Source organism: Qipengyuania xiamenensis (assembly GCF_019711495.1).
Classification (GTDB): domain Bacteria; phylum Pseudomonadota; class Alphaproteobacteria; order Sphingomonadales; family Sphingomonadaceae; genus Qipengyuania; species Qipengyuania xiamenensis.
This window is the reverse complement of record NZ_JAIGNM010000001.1, coordinates 380,131-399,656: the sequence shown is the minus strand read 5'-3', so window position 1 is coordinate 399,656 and position 19,526 is coordinate 380,131. Positions and strand designations below refer to the sequence as shown.

15 protein-coding genes and 1 pseudogene are annotated in these 19,526 nt (G+C 62.3%); 8 read left to right on the top strand and 8 right to left on the bottom strand.

Translation table 11 applies throughout. From position 1 onward, the window contains the following. Nucleotides 1-185 precede the first annotated feature (185 nt). From K3165_RS01965 to K3165_RS01950, 4 genes are all read right to left on the bottom strand, one after another. Complete coding sequence (locus K3165_RS01965; RefSeq protein WP_221547190.1) at nucleotides 186-878, bottom strand: 50S ribosomal protein L25/general stress protein Ctc; 693 nt, start codon at nucleotides 876-878, stop codon at nucleotides 186-188. Nucleotides 879-1,003: 125 nt separating this feature from the next. Continuing rightward, the gene (locus K3165_RS01960) at nucleotides 1,004-1,894 is read right to left on the bottom strand and encodes a TraB/GumN family protein (protein ID WP_221547189.1); all 891 of its coding nucleotides are present in this window, start codon (nucleotides 1,892-1,894) and stop codon (nucleotides 1,004-1,006) included. A 37-nt stretch (nucleotides 1,895-1,931) separates the two neighbouring features. Then, nucleotides 1,932-2,870, bottom strand: coding sequence for a TraB/GumN family protein (locus tag K3165_RS01955; RefSeq protein ID WP_221547188.1), 939 nt, complete (start codon nucleotides 2,868-2,870; stop codon nucleotides 1,932-1,934). 87 nt (nucleotides 2,871-2,957) lie between these two features. Further along, the gene (locus tag K3165_RS01950; protein WP_221547187.1) at nucleotides 2,958-3,998 is read right to left on the bottom strand and encodes a TraB/GumN family protein; all 1,041 of its coding nucleotides are present in this window, start codon (nucleotides 3,996-3,998) and stop codon (nucleotides 2,958-2,960) included. A 110-nt stretch (nucleotides 3,999-4,108) separates the two neighbouring features. Here K3165_RS01950 and K3165_RS01945 point away from each other — a divergent pair, with 110 nt between their 5' ends. From K3165_RS01945 to ppdK, 3 genes are read left to right on the top strand one after another with little or no spacing between them, the layout of a single operon-like run. Continuing rightward, the gene (locus tag K3165_RS01945) at nucleotides 4,109-5,008 is read left to right on the top strand and encodes a glycine--tRNA ligase subunit alpha (RefSeq protein WP_221547186.1); all 900 of its coding nucleotides are present in this window, start codon (nucleotides 4,109-4,111) and stop codon (nucleotides 5,006-5,008) included. Then, nucleotides 5,005-7,317: a glycine--tRNA ligase subunit beta gene (gene glyS, locus K3165_RS01940; protein WP_221547185.1), complete on the top strand. Its 2,313-nt coding sequence runs from the start codon at nucleotides 5,005-5,007 to the stop codon at nucleotides 7,315-7,317. The genes K3165_RS01945 and glyS overlap by 4 nt, the downstream gene beginning before the upstream one ends. A 57-nt stretch (nucleotides 7,318-7,374) precedes the next feature. After that, nucleotides 7,375-10,041 carry a pyruvate, phosphate dikinase gene (gene ppdK / locus K3165_RS01935; protein WP_221547184.1) on the top strand — a complete coding sequence of 889 codons (2,667 nt, stop codon included), beginning with the start codon at nucleotides 7,375-7,377 and terminating at the stop codon, nucleotides 10,039-10,041. Here the strand turns inward: ppdK and K3165_RS01930 are convergent. Continuing rightward, nucleotides 10,038-10,796, bottom strand: a complete 759-nt coding sequence (locus tag K3165_RS01930; protein ID WP_221547183.1) for a methyltransferase domain-containing protein — start codon at nucleotides 10,794-10,796, stop codon at nucleotides 10,038-10,040. The two genes, ppdK and K3165_RS01930, sit on opposite strands and share 4 nt — an antisense overlap. A 15-nt stretch (nucleotides 10,797-10,811) precedes the next feature. On the opposite strand from K3165_RS01930, the pseudogene K3165_RS14145 reads away from it, so the two are divergent. From K3165_RS14145 to K3165_RS01910, 5 genes and pseudogenes are all read left to right on the top strand, one after another. Next, nucleotides 10,812-11,024 (top strand): annotated as a pseudogene (locus K3165_RS14145) (double zinc ribbon domain-containing protein); the annotation flags it as partial. Between the two features lie 180 nt (nucleotides 11,025-11,204). Further along, nucleotides 11,205-11,612: a ComF family protein gene (locus K3165_RS14140; protein ID WP_345720711.1), complete on the top strand. Its 408-nt coding sequence runs from the start codon at nucleotides 11,205-11,207 to the stop codon at nucleotides 11,610-11,612. A gap of 388 nt (nucleotides 11,613-12,000) precedes the next feature. Further along, entirely contained in the window at nucleotides 12,001-12,333 is a 333-nt protein-coding gene (gene hisI / locus K3165_RS01920) for a phosphoribosyl-AMP cyclohydrolase (RefSeq protein WP_425594400.1), read from the top strand. 32 nt (nucleotides 12,334-12,365) lie between these two features. Beyond that, entirely contained in the window at nucleotides 12,366-12,809 is a 444-nt protein-coding gene (locus tag K3165_RS01915; RefSeq protein ID WP_221547181.1) for a MerR family transcriptional regulator, read from the top strand. A gap of 57 nt (nucleotides 12,810-12,866) precedes the next feature. Further along, nucleotides 12,867-14,672 carry an acyl-CoA dehydrogenase C-terminal domain-containing protein gene (locus K3165_RS01910; RefSeq protein WP_221547180.1) on the top strand — a complete coding sequence of 602 codons (1,806 nt, stop codon included), beginning with the start codon at nucleotides 12,867-12,869 and terminating at the stop codon, nucleotides 14,670-14,672. Nucleotides 14,673-14,741: 69 nt separating this feature from the next. On the opposite strand, the gene K3165_RS01905 is transcribed toward K3165_RS01910, so the two are convergent. The 3 genes from K3165_RS01905 to K3165_RS01895 all read right to left on the bottom strand — a co-directional run bounded on the left by K3165_RS01905 (nucleotide 14,742) and on the right by K3165_RS01895 (nucleotide 19,488). Beyond that, on the bottom strand, nucleotides 14,742-17,156 hold the full coding sequence (locus tag K3165_RS01905) for a prolyl oligopeptidase family serine peptidase (protein WP_221547179.1): 2,415 nt from the start codon (nucleotides 17,154-17,156) through the stop codon (nucleotides 14,742-14,744). 104 nt (nucleotides 17,157-17,260) lie between these two features. Beyond that, the gene (cysK, locus tag K3165_RS01900; protein ID WP_221547178.1) at nucleotides 17,261-18,181 is read right to left on the bottom strand and encodes a cysteine synthase A; all 921 of its coding nucleotides are present in this window, start codon (nucleotides 18,179-18,181) and stop codon (nucleotides 17,261-17,263) included. Beyond that, nucleotides 18,178-19,488 carry an MFS transporter gene (locus K3165_RS01895; RefSeq protein ID WP_221547177.1) on the bottom strand — a complete coding sequence of 437 codons (1,311 nt, stop codon included), beginning with the start codon at nucleotides 19,486-19,488 and terminating at the stop codon, nucleotides 18,178-18,180. The genes cysK and K3165_RS01895 overlap by 4 nt, the downstream gene beginning before the upstream one ends. Nucleotides 19,489-19,526 lie beyond the last annotated feature (38 nt).

Here is a 19,526-nt window from a genome sequence, read left to right as displayed (position 1 = left end):
GGTCGCGCTTTGACTGCCGTGACCAAGAACCGGGCCGGCGGAGGCCCGGCAAGGGCGACCGCCCGCAGCGGGTGCAGCTTGCTGCACGCCTAGCGAGGATGTCCCGACGGAGGTCGGGGCACAAACAAGAACGCCGGCCTCTTGCGAGACCGGCGCCTTGGTGATTTCCGAGCGGAAAGTGCGAATTAGTCTTCGCTCTTTTCTTCCTGCTCTTCAGCAGCGTCAGCGTCCGGACCCTGTTCGGTCGCAGCGACACCGTCTGCCGGTACTTCTTCTTCGCCTTCGCCTTCAGCGCCTTCGCTCTTCTTGAGCGCCGACGGAGCAACGAGGGTCGCGATGGTGAAGTCGCGGTCGGTGATGGCGCTTTCGGCACCTTCCGGCAGCGTGACTTCGCTGATGTGGATCGAATCGCCGACTTCCTTGCCGGTCACGTCGATTTCGATTTCGCCCGGGATCTTGTCGTTTTCGCAAACGAGGTCGAGTTCGTGACGGACAACGTTCAGCACGCCGCCCTTCTTGAGGCCCGGCGAGGCTTCTTCGTTGATGAAGACGACCGGAACATGGACTTCGATCTTGCCGCCCTTTGCGAGGCGGAAGAAGTCGACATGCTCGGGGCGGTCGGAGACGGGGTGAAGCGACACGTCCTTGGGGAGAGTCTTGATCTTCTTGCCACCCAGTTCGATCGTGACGATCGAGTTCATGAAGTGGCCGGTGCCGAGCTGGCGAACCAGTTCCTTGGCTTCCACGTGGATCGTGATGGGTTCTTCCTTGCCGCCATAGATCACGGCGGGGACACGGCCTTCGCGACGCAGTGCACGGGAGGCTCCCTTGCCAGCCCGTTCGCGCGTCTCGGCCGGAAGTGTCAGAGCGTCGCTCATGTCGCTTACCTTTCGAATGCGTTTGATATACTCGGTCCGCCACGCCTCCAGGGATGACCATGACGCCGAAGCGCGCGCCTATAGCGTGACCGTGGTGAAAAGCAAGCGCCCCGTTGCGCGGACGCCTACTGGATGCGGCGTACCGTGTAGCCGCGAGCTTCGAGGAATGCCGGAAGGCCGTCCGGCCCGACGAGATGCGCGGCGCCCACCGCGATCAGTGGGCGCTTCTCTTGCGCCAGCAGCAGGTCGAGCTGCGCGGCCCAGTAGCGGTTGCGCGCGACGAGCAGCGCCTCGCGCAGTTTGGGATCGCCCAGCATCCCTTGGCGGCTGCGCGCTTCGAGCGTGTCGAGATCGCCGCTCTTCCATGCAATCGCCAACGCCTGATTGCCCTCGTCGCCAAGCGTTGCCTCTTCCACCACGGCGTTGAGCAGGTCACGCTGTTCGGATTCCGGCAGATCATCGAAGATGCCGAGCTGCTTTTCGGCTCCTTCCAGCTCACCGATGGGCTCGTCGGCGAACTCGTCGATCAGGAGCCGATCGACACCGTTTTGCGTGTCTCCGGTACTTGCTGCCTGCGCAATCGCCAGCGCAGCGGCCCAGCTTTCCAGCCGGTCGAGTGCCGCGATGGAAAGGTCCTTCTCGTCGGCGAATTCCACAAAGGGTTCGCGCAGGGCGGGGTCGAGGCGGGCGACCAGTCCTTGCTGCGGCGGCTCGTCGGCCGAGATACTTTCGAAGAGGGCTGCCAGTCCGGCGGTGTCGTTGAGGTCGGCCGCCTCGACCACGAGGAAGTCTGCCTGTCCGGCGACCTTCTCGAACTCTGCAGAGCGCCAGGAAACATCGGCGGGAAGGGCGTGGATGGTCCCGTAGAGCCAGCCTTCGGTCTCTCCATCCTCGTTCTCGACCTGCCAGAGAGCAGGATAGCCCTGTGCGAGCGATACTGCTGAGGGCTCCTCGGGACTGTCGCACGAGGCGATCAGGAAAGGGGCCAGAAACAGGAAGAGGAAGCGTGCGGTCACGCTTCCTCTCTGCCAAGCCACCGCGGCAATGCAAGTGCTACTGGACGCGGCTCACGCTTATGCCGCGTTCGCCGAGATAATCCTGCACGCTGTTCTCGCCGGCGAGGTGTCCTGCCCCCACTGCCATGAAAGCGGTACCCGGCGTGTCGAGACGCTCGTCGATCCAACCTGCCCAATTGGCATTGCGCTGGTGGAACAATCGGGCGGTGACGAGCGGATCGGACGCATTGGCTTCCTGCAGCATCTTGCCCAGTTCCTCGGTATCACCCTCGGCCCACTCGGCGATGATACGGTCAAGCATTGCGATGCCGGCCTGCGGGTCCTCGACCGTCTGCAAGAGGAAGGCGATCTGGTTTTCCATCGGCAGTTCGTCGAAGATCGACAGCTGGAACTCGACTGTTTCCAGAGCCACGCGCTCGGTGCCTTCGGGTATGGTTGCCTCCAATACCTTTTCGACGCCGTTCTGGCCGTCATAGCCCGCCGATTGCAGCAGGATCTGGGCGATGTTGATGGCTGCGAACCACGGTTCGAGCGGATCGAGGGCTTCGGCGGGAATGCCCAGCTTGGCGATGCCGGCCTCGAACTTTGCCTTCTGCTCGTCGGTCATTACTCCGCGCAGCGTCTGGCCATCGCTGAACATCCCCTTGGCGGCGATCGTCTGGCCCATTGCCGCAATGACCTCGGGGGTCATGTCGACCTCGGTGACGAGCGAGCCGCTGCTGTCGAGCGCAGTTTTGACCGGGCCGCTGTACCAGTCCACGTCTGCAGGCAGGGCGTGGACGGTGCCGAAGATATAGATCGTCGTATCTTCGTCCGCGACCTTCCAGAGCGCAGGGCCTTTCTCTGCCGCAAGTTCGGCAGCCGCTTCTTCGGCGACAGAGGCCACCGCACCTTCGTCGGGCAGCGAGGAACATGCCTGCAGTGCGAAGAGGGTGAGACCGGCGGCAGTCGCGCGGAGAAAATGCTTGGCTTTCATCTTGAGTCCTTTCGAAAGGTAGACCTGTAACGCGCGTACCGGAAGGTTTTACGAGATTTGGATCCGGGCAGTGTCAGGGTGTTCGAATTACTGGATTCGTTTCACCTCGAAACCGCGCTCGCTGAGCATCGACTGGACGGAAACATCGCCTGCAAGATGCGCGGCGCCCACGGCCAGAAGGATGGAGCCTGGGCGGTCGAGCCGGTCTTCAAGCCACACGGTCCATTTCGCATTGCGGTTTTCCAGCAACACCCGTTCGAGTTCGAGCCCGAATTCTGTGTCGCCAAAGCCGAGCTCGGCGAGCTCCGAAGTTTCGCCCTGCGCCCAGTCGTGCTCGCCCTGGAAAGGATCGATGGTTTCGGCAGGCTCGTCGCTTTCCTCTTCTTCCACGCCGAGCGTGTCGATCGTTTCGCCATCCCATGCGGCGAGGTCTTCTTCGAGTTCCTTCAGGAGCAGGTCTTCGTCGATTGCGAGGAGCGAACGCAGGACTTCGAGCGAATCCTCGATCGACCCGATCGGCTTTCCGGCCTCGGCAAATTCCGCCTCCAGCACGGTCTCGACGCCGTATTCATGTTCCGACCCCTGCGCCTCCATCATCTCGAGGCCAGCACCGAACATGGCGAGGAGGGGAGGTGTCAGGTCGAACTGGTCATGCGGGATGCCGGCGAGCCGGCCCAGCTTGAGCCATTTCTCGCCGGATTCCGGCGTGAGCCGCTGTGACGTGGGCGTCCTCGTGTCGGCATCGGCCATCAACTCGGCGAAGAATGTCTGCATGCCCGCATCGGAATCGGCGTCGCTGGTTTCCACCACCAGTTCGTCGACTTCGCCAACAATCCGGTCGAACACCCCGTTGCGCCATTCAAAGCCTTCGGGAAGCACGTGGATCGTGCCGAACATATAGATCTTGGTGTCTGCGTCTTCCAGCAGCCAGATTGCCGGCGCAGGTTCGTAATCCTGAACGACGGGGTCGGGTCTGCGGGCTGTGTAGGGAGTTTCGATCCCGGCATTGCGGATCGACTTCTTTTTCTGCGGCGCTTCGACAAAGTTATTGTCCTGCGCCCAGGCATGGCTTGGCATCGGCGCAAGCAACATTGCCGACAGCGCTACCACGAACGGTGAATTCTTCATTGGACCCCTTCAAATACTTACGCCGACCATAAGCACGCTGACCGGTAAGCGCAATTGTCGCTGCATTGCGGCATTGACCCGTTTTCGCCCTTGCGCCATTGCGCCGCTCCATGGACCGTAATCCGCAAAAATCCTTTCAGGACATGATCCTTGCGCTCCACGATTTCTGGAGCGCGAACGGGTGCCTCATCCTGCAGCCCTACGACATGCGTATGGGCGCGGGCACCTTCCACACCGCCACCACGCTGCGCGCGCTGGGGCCGGAGCCGTGGAATGCTGCCTTCGTGCAGCCCTGCCGCCGCCCGACCGACGGCCGCTATGGCGAGAACCCGAACCGCCTGCAGCACTACTACCAGTACCAGGTGATCCTGAAGCCGAGCCCGGCGAACATCCAGGACCTGTATCTGGAAAGCCTGCGCGTTATCGGCATCGATCCGTTGAAGCACGATATCCGCTTCGTGGAAGACGACTGGGAAAGCCCGACGCTGGGCGCGTGGGGCCTTGGCTGGGAAGTCTGGTGCGACGGGATGGAAGTCACCCAGTTCACCTATTTCCAGCAGATGGGCGGCTTCGACTGCAAGCCGGTCGCAGGCGAGCTGACCTATGGCCTCGAACGCCTCGCCATGTACATCCAGGGCGTCGACAACGTCTACGACCTCGACTTCAACGGGCAGGGCGTCACCTATGGCGATGTCTTCCTCGAGAACGAGAAGCAGATGTCGAAGTGGAACTTCGAGGTCGCCGAGACGGATGCGCTGTTCGACCTGTTCAACAAGGCCGAGGCTGAGTGCAGGAACGCGCTCGAGCACAACGTCCCCATCGCCGCTTACGAGCAGGCAGTGGAGGCCAGCCACATCTTCAACCTGCTGCAAGCGCGCGGCGTGATCAGCGTGCAGGAACGCGCCAGCTACATGGGCCGCGTCCGCGACCTCGCCCGCGGAAGCTGTGAAGCGCATATGGAAAAGGAAGCGCCCGTGTGGGCCGAGAAATATCCGGAGTGGTCGAAATGAGCGACTTTCTCCTCGAACTGCGCAGCGAAGAAATACCCGCCCGCATGCAGGCGGGTGCGCGCGCCGAACTCGAAAAGCTTTTCCGACGCGAGATGGATGCCGCCGGTGTCACGGCGGGCGAGATCACCGTCTGGTCTACTCCGCGCCGTCTTGCGCTGATCGCTCGCGGCCTTCCCGAAGCGACCGAGGCTGTCAGCGAAGAACTGAAGGGTCCTCCGGTCGGAGCGCCCGACCAGGCCATCGAAGGTTTCTGCCGCAAGGCCGGCGTCGACAAGGGCGCACTCGAAACGCGCGACGTGAAGGGCAGGGCGACCTACTTCGCTGTGAAGAACGTCCCCGGTCGTGCGACCAAGGACCTGCTCGCGGAAGCGATCCCTGCGATCATTCGGGATTTCAGCTGGCCCAAGTCCATGCGCTGGGGCGCGGCCTCGATCAGCACCGAGAGCCTGCGCTGGGTTCGCCCGCTGTCGGGCATCGTCGCGCTGCTGGGCGACGATGTGGTCGAATGCGAAGTGCATGGCGTCACCTCCGGCTCGGTCACGCTCGGCCACCGGTTCCACCATTCGGGCGACATCACCATCGGCAATGCCGACGACTACGCGATGAAGCTTCGCGCAGGCCATGTCATCGTCGATCATGAAGAGCGTCAGGACCTGATCCGCTCGGGCGCCGCCAAGGTCGCGTCCGAAGCCGGACTCAAGCTGGTCGAGGACGAAGGACTGGTCATCGAGAATGCCGGCCTCACCGAATGGCCGGTGCCGCTGCTCGGACGGTTCGAGGAAGACTTTCTCGAAGTGCCGCCCGAGACGATCCAGCTCACCGCGCGCGTGAACCAGAAGTATTTTGTCTGCGAAGACGAGGCGGGCGAACTCGCCAACGCCTTCATCTGCACCGCCAATATCGAGGCGGAAGACGGTGGCGCGCGCGTGGTCGACGGAAACCGCAAAGTCCTCGCCGCGCGCCTGTCCGACGCACGCTTCTTCTGGGAGGTCGACCGCAAGAAGACGCTCGCCGAGCACGCCAAGGGGCTGGAGCGGATTACCTTCCACGAGAAGCTGGGCACCGTCGCGGACAAGGTCGAGCGTGTGGCCAAGTTGGCGGAATGGTTAGCTAGTGAGGGTATCGTCCCGAACTGCGATCCGAAGCTTGCACGACAAGCCGCAGAACTTTGCAAGGCCGACCTCGTCACCGAAATGGTTGGCGAGTTTCCCGAACTGCAGGGCCTTATGGGTGGCTACTACGCCCGCGCCGAAGGACTGCCCGATCCAGTGGCCGATGCAATTCGCGACCATTACAAGCCGGTCGGGCAGGGCGATCAAGTACCGACTGCTCCGCTAACGGTGGCGGTGAGTTTGGCGGACAAGCTGGATACGCTGGCCGCATTCTTTGCGATCGATGAGAAGCCGACAGGATCAAAGGATCCTTTTGCCCTCCGCAGAGCTGCATTGGGTGTTTTGCGGTTGGTTCTGAACAACAGCATTAGAACCAATCTTTCCGACGTTTTGGGCGCGGCGAAGACTGGCGCGATCACGAGCATGATGTTTGCTCAAGTACGGGCTGTGAACAAAGATGCTTATGAAGCCTTAGAAAGAGTAGGCGTCGATTTGGAAGATGATGCCACTTTCGATCTGGAAGAACAGGCACTTGATAAAGGTATGGGTCCGATCATGGCCGATGCCGAACAAAAAATGGCCGGAGATTTGGGTCTCCTCGATTTCTTTGCCGACCGCCTCAAGGTGCAACAGCGCGAGGCGGGCGTTCGCCACGATCTCATCGATGCAGTCTTCGCGCTTGGGGGCGAAGATGATCTCGTTCGCCTGCTCGCCCGCGTGAAGGCGCTCCAGTCCTTCATGGACACCGAAGACGGCGCCAATCTGCTCGCAGGCTACAAGCGCGCGGCCAACATCCTCAAGAAGGAAGACTGGCACGGAGCCGAAGGCGAAATCGCCCGCACCGGCGAGGAAGACCCGCTGAGCCAGGTCGACGATCCCGACATGCGCGCCGTGGTCGAAGCCAAGATGGCCGAGCGCCACGCGAAAGAGCTTTCCTACGAAGCAGAGCCTGCCGAAAAAGCGCTGATGGATGCTCTGGCAAAATCGGAACCGGCAGCCTCGCAAGCCATTGAAGCGGAAGACTTCTCCGGCGCTATGGCCGCGCTTGCCGCACTTCGGGCACCGATCGACCGTTTCTTCGATGAAGTGACGGTAAATGCAGAAGAAGAAAACAAGCGGGCACATCGCCTCGACCTGCTTGCAGCTTTTCGTGCTGCAGTGCACAAAGTCGCCGATTTCAGCCGGATCGAGGGCTGACCAAATTACTTCGCCTGGACACTGTTCCAAGCGTTCCAAGCTGTAGGAATTGCGTTGATGAGTAACGACACGGTCTTCACCTTCGGCGGCGATGCTCCGCATTCGAATGCACGGCAGAAGGACAAGACCGTCACCGGCGGCAAGGGCGCGAACCTTGCCGAGATGGCAAGCATCGGCCTTCCGGTTCCTCCGGGTTTCACCATCGCGACGGAGGAATGCCTCAAGTACCTCGCTGGCGGCAGCGACTTCAGCGACAAGCTGCGCAGCGATGTCGCCGAGGCGCTGAAGCACGTCGAGAAGACCGTCGGCAAGGACTTCGGCGATGCGTCGGACCCGCTGCTCGTCTCGGTGCGTTCGGGCGCGGCGATCTCGATGCCGGGCATGATGGACACCGTCCTCAACCTCGGCCTCAATGACGAAACGGTCGAAGGACTTGCGAAGACCAGCGGCGACGAGCGTTTCGCCTGGGACAGCTACCGCCGCTTCATCCAGATGTATGGCGATGTCGTGCTCGGCGTGGATCACGGGCTGTTCGAGGAAGCGCTCGAAATCGCCAAGGAAGACAACGGCTATTACGCCGACACCGAGCTGAGCGCCGAAGAGTGGAAGACGCTCGTCGCCGAGTACAAGTCCATCGTCGAGCAGGAGCTGGGCAAGCCGTTCCCGCAGGACCCGGTCGAACAGCTCTGGGGCGCGATCAGCGCGGTCTTCGATAGCTGGGATACCGAGCGCGCCAAGGTCTATCGCCGCCTCAACGACATTCCGCACGACATGGGTACTGCCGTCAACGTGCAAGCGATGGTCTTCGGCAATATGGGCGACACCAGCGCGACCGGCGTGGCCTTCACCCGCGATCCCTCTACCGGCGAGAAGGCCTATTACGGCGAATGGCTGGTCAATGCGCAGGGCGAGGACGTGGTCGCGGGCATCCGCACGCCGCAGTACCTGACGAAGGCTGCGCGCGAGGCCGCCGGCGCCGACAAGCCGAGCATGGAGGAAGCCATGCCTGAGGCATTTGCGGAGCTGGCCCACCTCTTCGACCTGCTCGAAAAGCATTACACCGATATGCAGGACATCGAGTTCACCGTGCAGCAGGGCAAGCTCTGGCTCCTGCAGACGCGCAGCGGCAAGCGCACGGCCAAGGCCGCGCTCAAGCTGGCGGTCGACATGGTAGGAGAGGGCTTGATCGACGAGCGGACCGCGATCCTGCGTGTCGATCCCATGGCCTTGGACCAGCTGCTCCACCCGACGCTCGATCCCGAGGCGCCGCGCGATGTCATGACAACCGGCCTGCCTGCATCGCCCGGTGCGGCCAGCGGCAAGATCGTACTCGATGCCGACACGGCGGAACTGTGGGCGAACCGCGGCGAGAAGGTCATCCTCGTCCGCGTCGAAACCAGCCCCGAAGACATTCACGGCATGCACGCAGCGACCGGCATCCTTACCGCGCGTGGTGGCATGACCAGCCACGCAGCAGTGGTTGCGCGCGGGATGGGGCGTCCCTGCGTTTCGGGCGCTTCACAGGTCTCGATCGCGCGCGAGGGCCGCACGCTCACCATTGGCAATCGCGAGCTGAAGGAAGGCGACACGATCACCATCGACGGCGCGAACGGCCAAGTCATGGCTGGCGAAGTTGCGACGATCGAACCCGAACTCGCGGGCGACTTCGGTACACTGATGGAATGGGCCGATAAGCATCGCCGCATGCGCGTTCGCACCAATGCGGAGACCGAAAACGACTGCCGCATGGCGCGCCAGTTCGGTGCCGAGGGCATCGGCCTCTGCCGAACCGAGCACATGTTCTTCGATGCCGACCGCATCAGCGCCGTGCGCCAGATGATCCTGGCCGATAACGAAGCTGGGCGCCGCGAGGCGCTCGCCAAACTGCTGCCCGAGCAGCGCGCCGATTTCGTGAAGATCTTCGAGGTGATGACGGGCCTTCCGTGCACGATCCGACTGCTCGACCCGCCGCTCCACGAGTTCCTGCCGCATGGCGATGCCGAGTTCGAGGAACTGGCTACGGCGACGGGCAAGAGCATCGAGCAATTGAAGCGCCGCGCTGGCGAGTTGCACGAATTCAACCCGATGCTCGGCCATCGAGGTTGCCGTCTCGGCATCACCTATCCCGAGATTTACGAAATGCAGGCCCGCGCGATCTTCGAAGCGGCTTGCGAGGTCGCCAAGAGCAGTGGCGAAGCTCCGGTGCCCGAAGTGATGATTCCGCTGGTGGCGACGCGCAAGGAACTCGAACTGCTCAAGGCGGTCGTCGACCGTGTCGCTGGCGAAGTTTTCGATGCGTCGGGCTGCAAGGTCGAATACCTCGTCGGCACGATGATCGAGCTACCGCGCGCTGCGCTGATGGCCGGCGAAATTGCCGAAGTGGGCGAGTTCTTCAGCTTCGGTACGAATGACCTCACGCAGACGACGCTTGGCGTCAGTCGCGACGATGCGGGCCGCTTCCTGACTGACTATGTCGACAAGGGCATCTTCGCCCGCGATCCCTTCGTCAGTCTCGATGTCGATGGGGTAGGTCAGCTGGTCGAACTGGCTGCCGAACGCGGACGCAAGACGCGCGACGGCATCAAGCTCGGCATTTGCGGAGAGCATGGCGGCGATCCGGCAAGTATCGCCTTCTGCGAAAAGACCGGGCTCGATTACGTCAGCGCTTCGCCCTACCGCGTGCCGATCGCCCGGCTTGCAGCTGCGCAGGCCAGCCTTCGCTAGTTCTTCCAGCCGGTTAGTGTAAGAACCTCGAAGGTTTCGATCACTCGATCCTGCGCATTGGCGGCCGTCAGGAAAGCACTTCTGGCCCGTTCCAAAGCGGCTTTGCCCAACGGCGGAGCGGGATTGGAAAGGCTCGATCCAAGCCCCTGATCCCGCAGGTCGGACACCAGCCTGTCGAGCGAGCCGAAGGAAACCTCGAGGCTGTGACTGTCGACCACCTGCCGCTTGAACAGGGCGCGCTGCATCAGGGCCGAAGCGGCCGAATTGTCGACCAGCGGATGCATGCGCGCCGCAGGCCTGTCGGGCTCCGCCGCGATCATCGCGCGGCGCAGGTTCGCAAGGCTTCCGGCACCGATAATGCTGGCGATCATGATGCCATCGTCCGCCAGCGCGCTCCGCATGTGGAGCAGTGCACCCGGAAGGTCATTGACGCGGTCCAGCGAGGCAAGGCTTACGATCAAATCGAAGGGAGCGCCGTCGAGCGGCAATTCCTCATCGATCGTGCTCACGCTTCCCTCGACAACATCGGACCCGCGTCCGCGCAGTGATAGCGCGAGCGTATCTGTCCAGTCCCCGATCACGAGAACGCGAGCCGGTTCGAAGCGCATGAATTCGAGCCGGTCGAGCACATCGTCGACCATGTCCTGAAGGACGTAACGCGCCGCATCGCGCTGTGACTGGCGAACCAGCGCGCGGCGTAGTCCAGCACGGCGACGGTTGCGACTGAAGATGCGGGGAGGGGCCTGCGAATCCATGCGGCGGGACCTGCCGTGCTTGCATCGACCTTGCAAGCGGTGCAGCAAGACCTTGTGGGGAGAGTAACCAAACTGCGCCGGACCATCGGGGAGGGAATCGCCCCGCTCATCGATCTCGTTTACCCACCAAGGTGCCCAGCCTGCGGCGACGGAGTGGGCGAACATGGAGGGCTTTGCGCGGTGTGCTGGTCGGGCCTCGCTATTCCCGGTGATCCGAGTTGTTCAAGCTGCCAGCGTCCGTTCGGGGAAAGCGGTCCCCAAGGGGATGCGATCTGCGCTCCATGTCTTGGGTCCCCGCCGGCGCACGACGGTATCGCGGCGGGCACGCTGTATACCGACACGTCACGCAAGCTTGTGCTCGCATTCAAGCATGGCAAGAGGATTGCGCTGGCGCCCTTGCTGGCTCGCATGATCAGCGCGCGCCTTCCTGAAAGTGACGAAGAGCGATTGATCATTCTGGTGCCATTGCACCGCTGGCGTCAGTGGCAGAGAGGTTTCAACCAGGCGGCATTGCTCGCGCGTGAGCTGGAAAAGATCGGCTGTGGCGAACTTCTCGTCGATGGACTGAAGCGGACGAAACGGACTCCGAGCCTCGGCGGAATGGGAGCGAAGGCGCGGGCCAAGGTCCTTGCAGGTGCAATCGAAGTTGCCAGACCGGTTGTCAAAGGGAGGCACATCCTCTTGGTCGATGACGTGCTGACGAGCGGTGCAACAAGCACGGCATGTGTGAAGGCGCTCAAGAGAGCAGGGGCCAAGTCAGTCGTGATCGCGTGCTTTGCGAGAGTCCTTGACGAAGCTCTGGACCACGCCGCATAAACGAAACGCCCGGAGTCCGAAGACCCCGGGCGCCACGTGACGAAATTCACCGGACCTGTCTTGCGACGTTGGTGCTTGCCCCCCAGCTAGCACCAGGCCCTATCCCTCATCGTTACCGGGTGCGCCGCACTTAAACCCCCATGCGGCTGCGGACCCGGGACCCCCTGAACCTGGCACTCTTCGGCACCACATGTTCCGGTGGACAGGCCTCACATGACCTGTGAGAGCGTTCTCTCCCAAATCGGGCATTCCTCCAACAGCCTTGTGGCCCTATGTTCGATTTCGAGACCCGCTTGTGGTTATCCTGCAACAAGATGTCGTAAATATACAAAAACCGGAGCCAACATTGTCCGAGACGCAATCCGATCGCGAAACCGGCACGCAGTTCATGCCGAAGTTCGACGACAAGGGCCTGCTGAGTGCCGTCGTCACCGATGCCGAAACCGGTGCTGTCCTGATGGTGGCCTTCATGGACCAGGAGGCGCTCTCCGCGACGCAGCAGACGGGTGAGGCGCACTTCCATTCGCGGTCGCGCGGGAAACTGTGGAAGAAGGGTGAGAGCTCGGGGAACGTCCTGAAGGTGGAAGAAATGCTCGTAGACTGCGACCAGGATGCGATCGTTCTGCGCTGCCGGCCTGCCGGTCCCACCTGTCATACGGGCGCGACCAGCTGTTTCTATCGCAGGCTGGAAGACGGCATTCTCCAACCCGTCAAGTCTTGACGCTTACGTAAACGTTGCACTATGGAAGCGGTATGAATCAGCCGCTTCCAAACGCCGATAAGGATCGCCGCCACGCCGGCGCGCATCTCGACCGGCCCGACAAGCTTGAACGCGAACAGTTTTCGATCTCGGACCTGACCAGCGAGTTCGGTTGCACGGCGCGTGCGCTGCGCTTCTACGAAGACGAAGGGCTGATTGCCCCGTCGCGTGTGGGTTTGACGCGTATCTATTCCAAGCGCGATCGTGCGCGTCTTGCATGGATCATGCGCGCCAAGAATGTCGGCTTCTCGCTTACCGAAATCCGTGAGATGATTGATCTCTACGATCTCGACGACGGCCGGGCCGAACAGCGCCGCGTTACCCTCGAGAAATGCAGGAAACACGTCGCCAAGCTCAAGGCGCAGCGTGCGGACATCGACAGTTCGATCAAGGAACTGTCGGAGTTCATCTCGCTCGTCGAAGACCAGCTCGACTGAACCAAAACCCTCCCCGGCGAGTTGCCGCCTTAACGACACTCTCTCCAAGGACATGTAATGCCCACCTATACCGCTCCCACCCGTGACACGCGCTTCATCATCAATGAAGTCCTTGAGCTCGCGAATTACAGCAACCTTCCCGGTTTCGAAATGGCGACCGACGATGTGACCGATGCGGTCATCAACGAAGGCGGCAAGTTCTGCGCCGAGGTTCTCGCACCGCTCAATCGCGTTGGCGACGAGCATGGCTGCGTACGCAATGACGATGGCTCGGTGACGACGCCTCCGGGATTCAAGGAAGCTTTCGACCAGTTCCGTGAAGCGGGCTGGGGCACGTTGGCCCATTCGGAAGAGTTCGGCGGACAGGGCATGCCGCACGTTCTCGGCTTCGTGATGGAAGAATTCATCTCCAGCGCGAACCAGGCTTTCGGCATGTATCCCGGTCTCACCAATGGCGCGATCTCCGCGCTGGTCGCCAAGGGTTCGGACGAACAGAAGGCCATGTACCTGCCGAAGATGGTCTCGGGCGAATGGACCGGCACCATGAACCTGACCGAGCCGCATTGCGGCACCGATCTTGGCATGATCCGCACCAAGGCCGAGCCGCAGTCTGACGGCAGCTACGCGATCACCGGTACGAAGATTTTCATCTCGGCCGGCGAACACGACATGAGCGAGAACATCATTCACCTCGTCCTCGCCAAGACGCCGGGTGCGCCCGACAGCACGAAGGGCATCTCGCTCTTCGTCGTGCCGAAGTTCATCGTGAACGAGGATGGCACTCCTGGTGAGCGCAATGGCGTGATGTGCGGCTCGATCGAACACAAGATGGGCATCCACGGCAACTCGACATGCGTGCTCAACTATGACGGCGCCAAGGGCTGGATGGTCGGCGAGGAGAACAAGGGTCTCGCCGCCATGTTCATCATGATGAACGCCGCGCGCCTCGGCGTCGGCATCCAGGGCCTCAGCCAGGCCGAAGTCGCCTACCAGAACGCCGTCGCCTATGCGCTCGACCGCCGTCAGGGCCGCGCGCTGACCGGTCCGGCGGAGCCCGAGGCACAGGCCGATCCGATCTTCGTCCACCCTGACGTTCGCCGCATGCTGATGGACGCCAAGGCATTCACCGAATCCATGCGCGCGCTCGCCCTGTGGGGCGGCCTGCTGGTCGACCTGACGCACAAGGCGCAGACCGAGGAAGAGCGTGAGCAGGCAGACCTCCTGCTCGGCCTGATGACCCCGGTCATCAAGGGCTACGGCACCGACAAGGGCTATGAAGTCGCAACCAACATGCAGCAGGTCTTCGGCGGCCACGGCTACATCGAGGAATGGGGCATGAGCCAGTTCGTCCGCGATGCCCGTATTGCCCAGATCTATGAAGGCACCAACGGCGTTCAGGCCATGGACCTTTGCGGCCGCAAGCTCGCCCAGAAGGGCGGCGCGGCAGTGCAGGCCTTCTTCAAGCATGTCGGTGACGAGATCGCCGCTGCGAAGGAAGTCGACGAACTGAAAGACATGGCTGAGCAGCTCGAAAAGGCTCTCGGCCAGCAGCAGGCCGCGACCATGTGGTTCATGAACAATGCGATGCAGAACCCGAACCACCTCGGCGCTGGCGCTCACCACTACATGCACATCATGGGCATTGTGACGCTCGGCCTGATGTGGCTGAAGATGGCCAAGGTTGCCGCCGCCAAGGTCGGCAGTGCCGGCGACGAGAAAGCGTTCTACGAACAGAAGCTCGCCACCGCGCGCTACTACATGGATCGCTACCTGCCCGACGCAGGCGCCCTGCGCCGCAAGCTCGAAGCTGGCAGCGACAGCCTGATGGCGCTGGGTGAGGACGCGTTCGCGACTGCCGCCTAAGCACAGGCCTACAGCAACAAGAAAGGGCGCCCCCGGTGACGGAGGCGCCCTTTTCTTTTGTCCGGCCCTCTACTCGGCAGCTACATCGGGCTCTGCCACTTCTTCCGGCTTCACATAGGTGTCGAACCAGTCGATCATCTCGGCCAAGGTGTGGAGCACGCTTTCGCGGCCCCGATATCCATGACTCTCATGCGGAAGCATGACCAGGCGAGCCGTTCCGCCCGTTCCCTTGATTGCTGCAAACATGCGCTCGGACTGCTGCGGGAAGGTACCCGAATTGTTGTCCTTCTCGCCGTGGATCAGAAGCATCGGCTCGTTGATCTTGTTGGCGGCCATAAACGGCGACAGCTTGTAATAGGTCTCCGGCGTATCCCAGAAAATGCGGCGCTCGGATTGGAAGCCGAAGGGTGTCAGCGTGCGATTGTAAGCGCCGGAACGCGCGATGCCGGCACGGAAGATGTCGCTTTGCGCGAGCAGGTGTGCGGTCATGAATGCGCCGTAGCTATGCCCGCCGACACCGACACGTTTGCCGTCGCCGAACCCGCGACGCACGGTTTCATCGACGGCTGCCTGTGCCGAGGCGACGATCTGCTCGATGAAGGTGTCGTTCACCGTTTCGGGATCGTCGCCGATCACCGGCATCGCAGCACGGTCGAGCACGGCATAGCCCTGCATCAGGAAGAAGAGGTGCGAATAGCCCCCGACACGCGTGAAGCGGTAGTTGGAATCGCGGACCTGTCCAGCCGTCGCAGCATTGTTGAACTCGCGCGGGTAAGCCCAGACGACAACTGGCAGCTTGTCGCCTTCCTTGTAGTTCGGCGGCAGGTAGAGTGTCGCAGTGAGGTCGACACCGTCGTCACGCTTGTAGGTGATCAGCTCGCGCTCGATCCCGCTCAGCTCTGGGTGCGGATCGGGGAAATCGGTCACGAAGCGGGCAGCATCGCCTTCGCGGAGACGGAAATTACCCGGGTTGGTCGGGCTTTCGTAATAGGTGATGAAACGATCCGCGCTGTCGCCGGCGAGGTCGATCACATATTCGAAGCTTTCGCCTTCGTTGCGCCACAACTCGGTCGTCTCGGTGGTCGCGATGTCGAAACGGCGGAGGAAGGGGCGATAGCCGTCAGGGCTTGCTCCCATGCCGGACAGCAGCATGGTTCCTTCCTCGACCTTGGCCACGCCGTAGCCCGCTTCATTGCGAACGAAGATCGGATTGCCGGGATCGGCATAGGCGTCCTGCACATTGCGCAGGTTGAGCACACGCGGTGCATCGTTGCCGGTCACATCCGTCAATGTCTGGCGAACTTCGCGGGTGTCGCGGTCGTAATCGATCAGGATGATGTCGTCGGTGTTCTCCATCCCGAACCAGCCGGAATAGCGGTCTTCGAGCTTGGCAATCTCGCGCGGCGTCCCGTCGAACGGTGCGGAAAGCGTGAAGACAGCGTCGCGCACATCGGTTTCGACGCGCGGATCGCCGCCGTCCTGCGCATCGGCCCAGAGAAGAAGCGACCCCTCGTTCGGATGCCAACCCACCGACCGCCGTCCTGTGGGAACACCCTGGACCGGAAGGTTGTCGGCCAGCGGTTGTTCGGCAATCGTCTGCACCAGATCGCCATCGGCGGTGAAGACGGCAGTCGTCGTCGGGAAACGGTAATAGGGGACCTGATAGGAGAACGGCTTCTCCAGCCAGCTGGCGAGGAGGTATTTTCCGTCGGGCGAGGGCGCGATTTCCGTATAGATCCGCGCGGGCAGCACGTTGCGTGCCTCGCCGCTTGCCGGATCGATCAGCTTGGGCTGGCTGGTGACGAGCCATTCGAAGGTCGCTTCGTCATGCGCGTCCTTCAGCAGGTCCTGGTAGGTGCGCGTCTGAGCCTCTTCGCCGCCGGTCGCATCCTGGATGGCAGGGCCGACCGGGGTGAGGCTTTCAACCGGCTTTGCACCGCGTCCTTCGGGAATGGTCAGGACGAGAAGCTCGCCATCGGGCGTCCAGCGCGGTTCTGCAAAAATCGCATTCACGCCGTTGCGCATGACTGTCTTCGCCTGGCCGCTCGCGATGTCGAGCACCATCAACGCCATTCCATCGGCCAGCGTGTTGGTGAACACGATTTTCGACCCGTCGGGCGACCAGTTCATGTCAGAAATGTCGGCATTGGCAGGAAGCGCCACGCGGCGGACTTCGCCGGTCTCGATATCCTGCAGCGACAGGCCGACGACATTGCGCGGATTGTGCCGATCGTTGATCGCGGCATCGAGCCGGAGGCCAGCCAGGCGCTCCATCGGCTTGGCGAGTTCCGACACGGGAGGAAGCGCCTCGCGCTCCATCAGCAGCATCGTCTTGCCATCGGGCGAGATCATCACGCCGGGCGAGGGTGCGCGGGTGACGATGTCGGCAATTGCGGCAGGCGGCGTATCGTAGGCCGTCTGCGCGGCGAGCGGGGTTGCGACGGTTGCCGCGGCAAGCGCCGCGAGGCTGACGAAATTCTTCATGGGGCAGTCCCTCCCAGTTCCCTAACCTTCAAAGGGTTAGCGAGAGAAAGGAAGGACTGCCAATACCTTGGTGGTCGGGTGAGGACCGTTCGTAGAAAACGTCTCTATTCGGTAGGGAGGAAATCCGGCACCGACAGGTAACGCTCACCCGTATCGTAATTGAAGCCCATGATCCGCGAGCCCGCGGGAAGTTCGGGCAGCTTCTTGGCGATGGCTGCCAGCGTCGCGCCGCTCGAGATGCCGATCAGGAGCCCTTCTTCTGCCGCGCAACGGCGGGCCCATTCCTTGGCGTCTTCAGGCTCGACCTGGATCGCGCCGTCGATCGCCTGCGTGTGGAGGTTTGCAGGCAGGAAGCCGGCACCGATGCCCTGGATCGGGTGCGGACCGGGTTGGCCGCCGCTGATGACGGGGGAGAGCGTGGGCTCGACGGCATAGGCTTTCATGCCGCTCCACGTTTCCTTGAGCACTTCGGCGCAGCCGGTGAGGTGACCGCCGGTGCCGACGCCGGTGATCATCACATCGATCGGGCTATCGGCGAAGTCGGCGAGGATTTCCTTGGCCGTGGTGCGCTTGTGAACTTCGTAGTTCGACGGATTGTCGAACTGGCTCGGCATCCATGCACCCTCGGTCTGCTCGACCAGCTCCTGCGCACGTTCGATCGCGCCCTTCATGCCCTTTTCCTTGGGCGTGAGGTCGAAGGTCGCGCCATAGGCCAGCATCAGGCGGCGGCGTTCGAGGCTCATGCTTTCGGGCATGACCAGAACTAGTTTGTAGCCCTTGACCGCGGCGGCCATGGCAAGGCCGATACCGGTGTTGCCGCTAGTTGGCTCGATGATGGTGCCGCCAGCCTTGAGCTTGCCCGACTTCTCCGCGTCTTCGACCATGGCGAGGCCGATACGGTCCTTAATCGAGCCGCCCGGATTGGCGCGCTCGCTCTTCACCCAGACTTCGTGATCCGGGAACAGGCGCGAGAGGCGGATATGCGGGGTGCCGCCGATGGTTTCGAGGACGGACTGGGCTTTCATGGGATCTGCTCCTGCAGTTTCTTTTCTGGTGTCTCTTCTAGCAATTCATCAGGCGGATCGAAGGTCCGCGTCGTGCGCAGCACGGGGAAAACCCGGCTCCACAAGGCGACCGTCGCGATCGCGCCCGCACCGCCGCTGACGACGGCTGCAACAGGACCTATCGCATAAGCGAGGCTTCCCGAAAAGAAGTCGCCGAATTCGTTGGAAGCGCTGATCGTCAGCAGGCTGACCGAGGACACGCGGCCGCGCTTGTCGTCGGGTGTGTGAAGCTGGATCAGCGACTGGCGGATATAGACGCTGAACATGTCCGCTGCGCCGACGATGAAGAGCATCGCGAGGCTGAGCGGCATCGAAGTCGAAAAGCCGAACACGATGGTCGCGAGGCCGAATATTGCGACAGCCCAAAGCATCTTCGGGCCGACGTTGGTCTTGAGCGGTTTGAACGAGAAATAGAGCGCGGTGAGCGCAGCACCGACGGCAGGTGCCATCGCCAGCTGCGCGAGGCCGGTTTCGCCAACCTCGAGGATGTCGCGCGCGTAAACGGGGAAGAGCGCAGTGGCCCCCGCAAGGAAGACCGCGAAGAGGTCCAGCGTGATTGCGCCTAGCACCATCTTGTTCTTCACCACGTAGCGCAGCCCCTCGACCATTGCGTGAATGGGACGCTGGTTCTGCGGACGCGGCGGTTGAGGCACCTTGCCGATGAACGAGAGCGAGGTGACGGACACGACAAACAAGGCGATTGCAGCGATATAGGGAAGCGCCGGAACGATGGCGTAGAGATAACCGCCCAGTGCGGGACCGACGATCATCCCCACCTGCCACGAGATGCTCGACAGGGCGATTGCATTGGGCAGGATGGATTTGGGGACGAGGTTGGGGGCGAGGGCCGACAGCGCAGGTCCGGCAAAGGCCCTTGCGATACCCAGCAGGATGGCGATGCCGAAGATCCACGTCAGCGCCACCTGGTCGGTCCAAGTGAGCCATGCCAGCAAGCCCGCACAGACCATCTGCAGCATGACCGTCAGGCGGCCCAGGTTACGCCTGTCGAAATGGTCAGCGGCCCAGCCTGAAAACGGCGTCAGCAGGAAAAGCGGTACGAACTGGAGCAAGCCGATCAGGGCCAGCTGGCCCGATGCCTCGGCCACACCCATACCGCTGTCGCGCGCGATATTGTAGGTTTGCCAGCCGATAATCAGCATCATCGCGTACTGGGCCAGCGTCATGGTGAGTCGCGCGATCCAGTAGGCGCGGAAGTTCGCTATGCGCAGGGGCGATGTGTCGGGCGAAGGTTCGGCTGCGGAATTCACGCCAGACGCATGACAGGCGCCCCTTCGGTTGTGAAGAG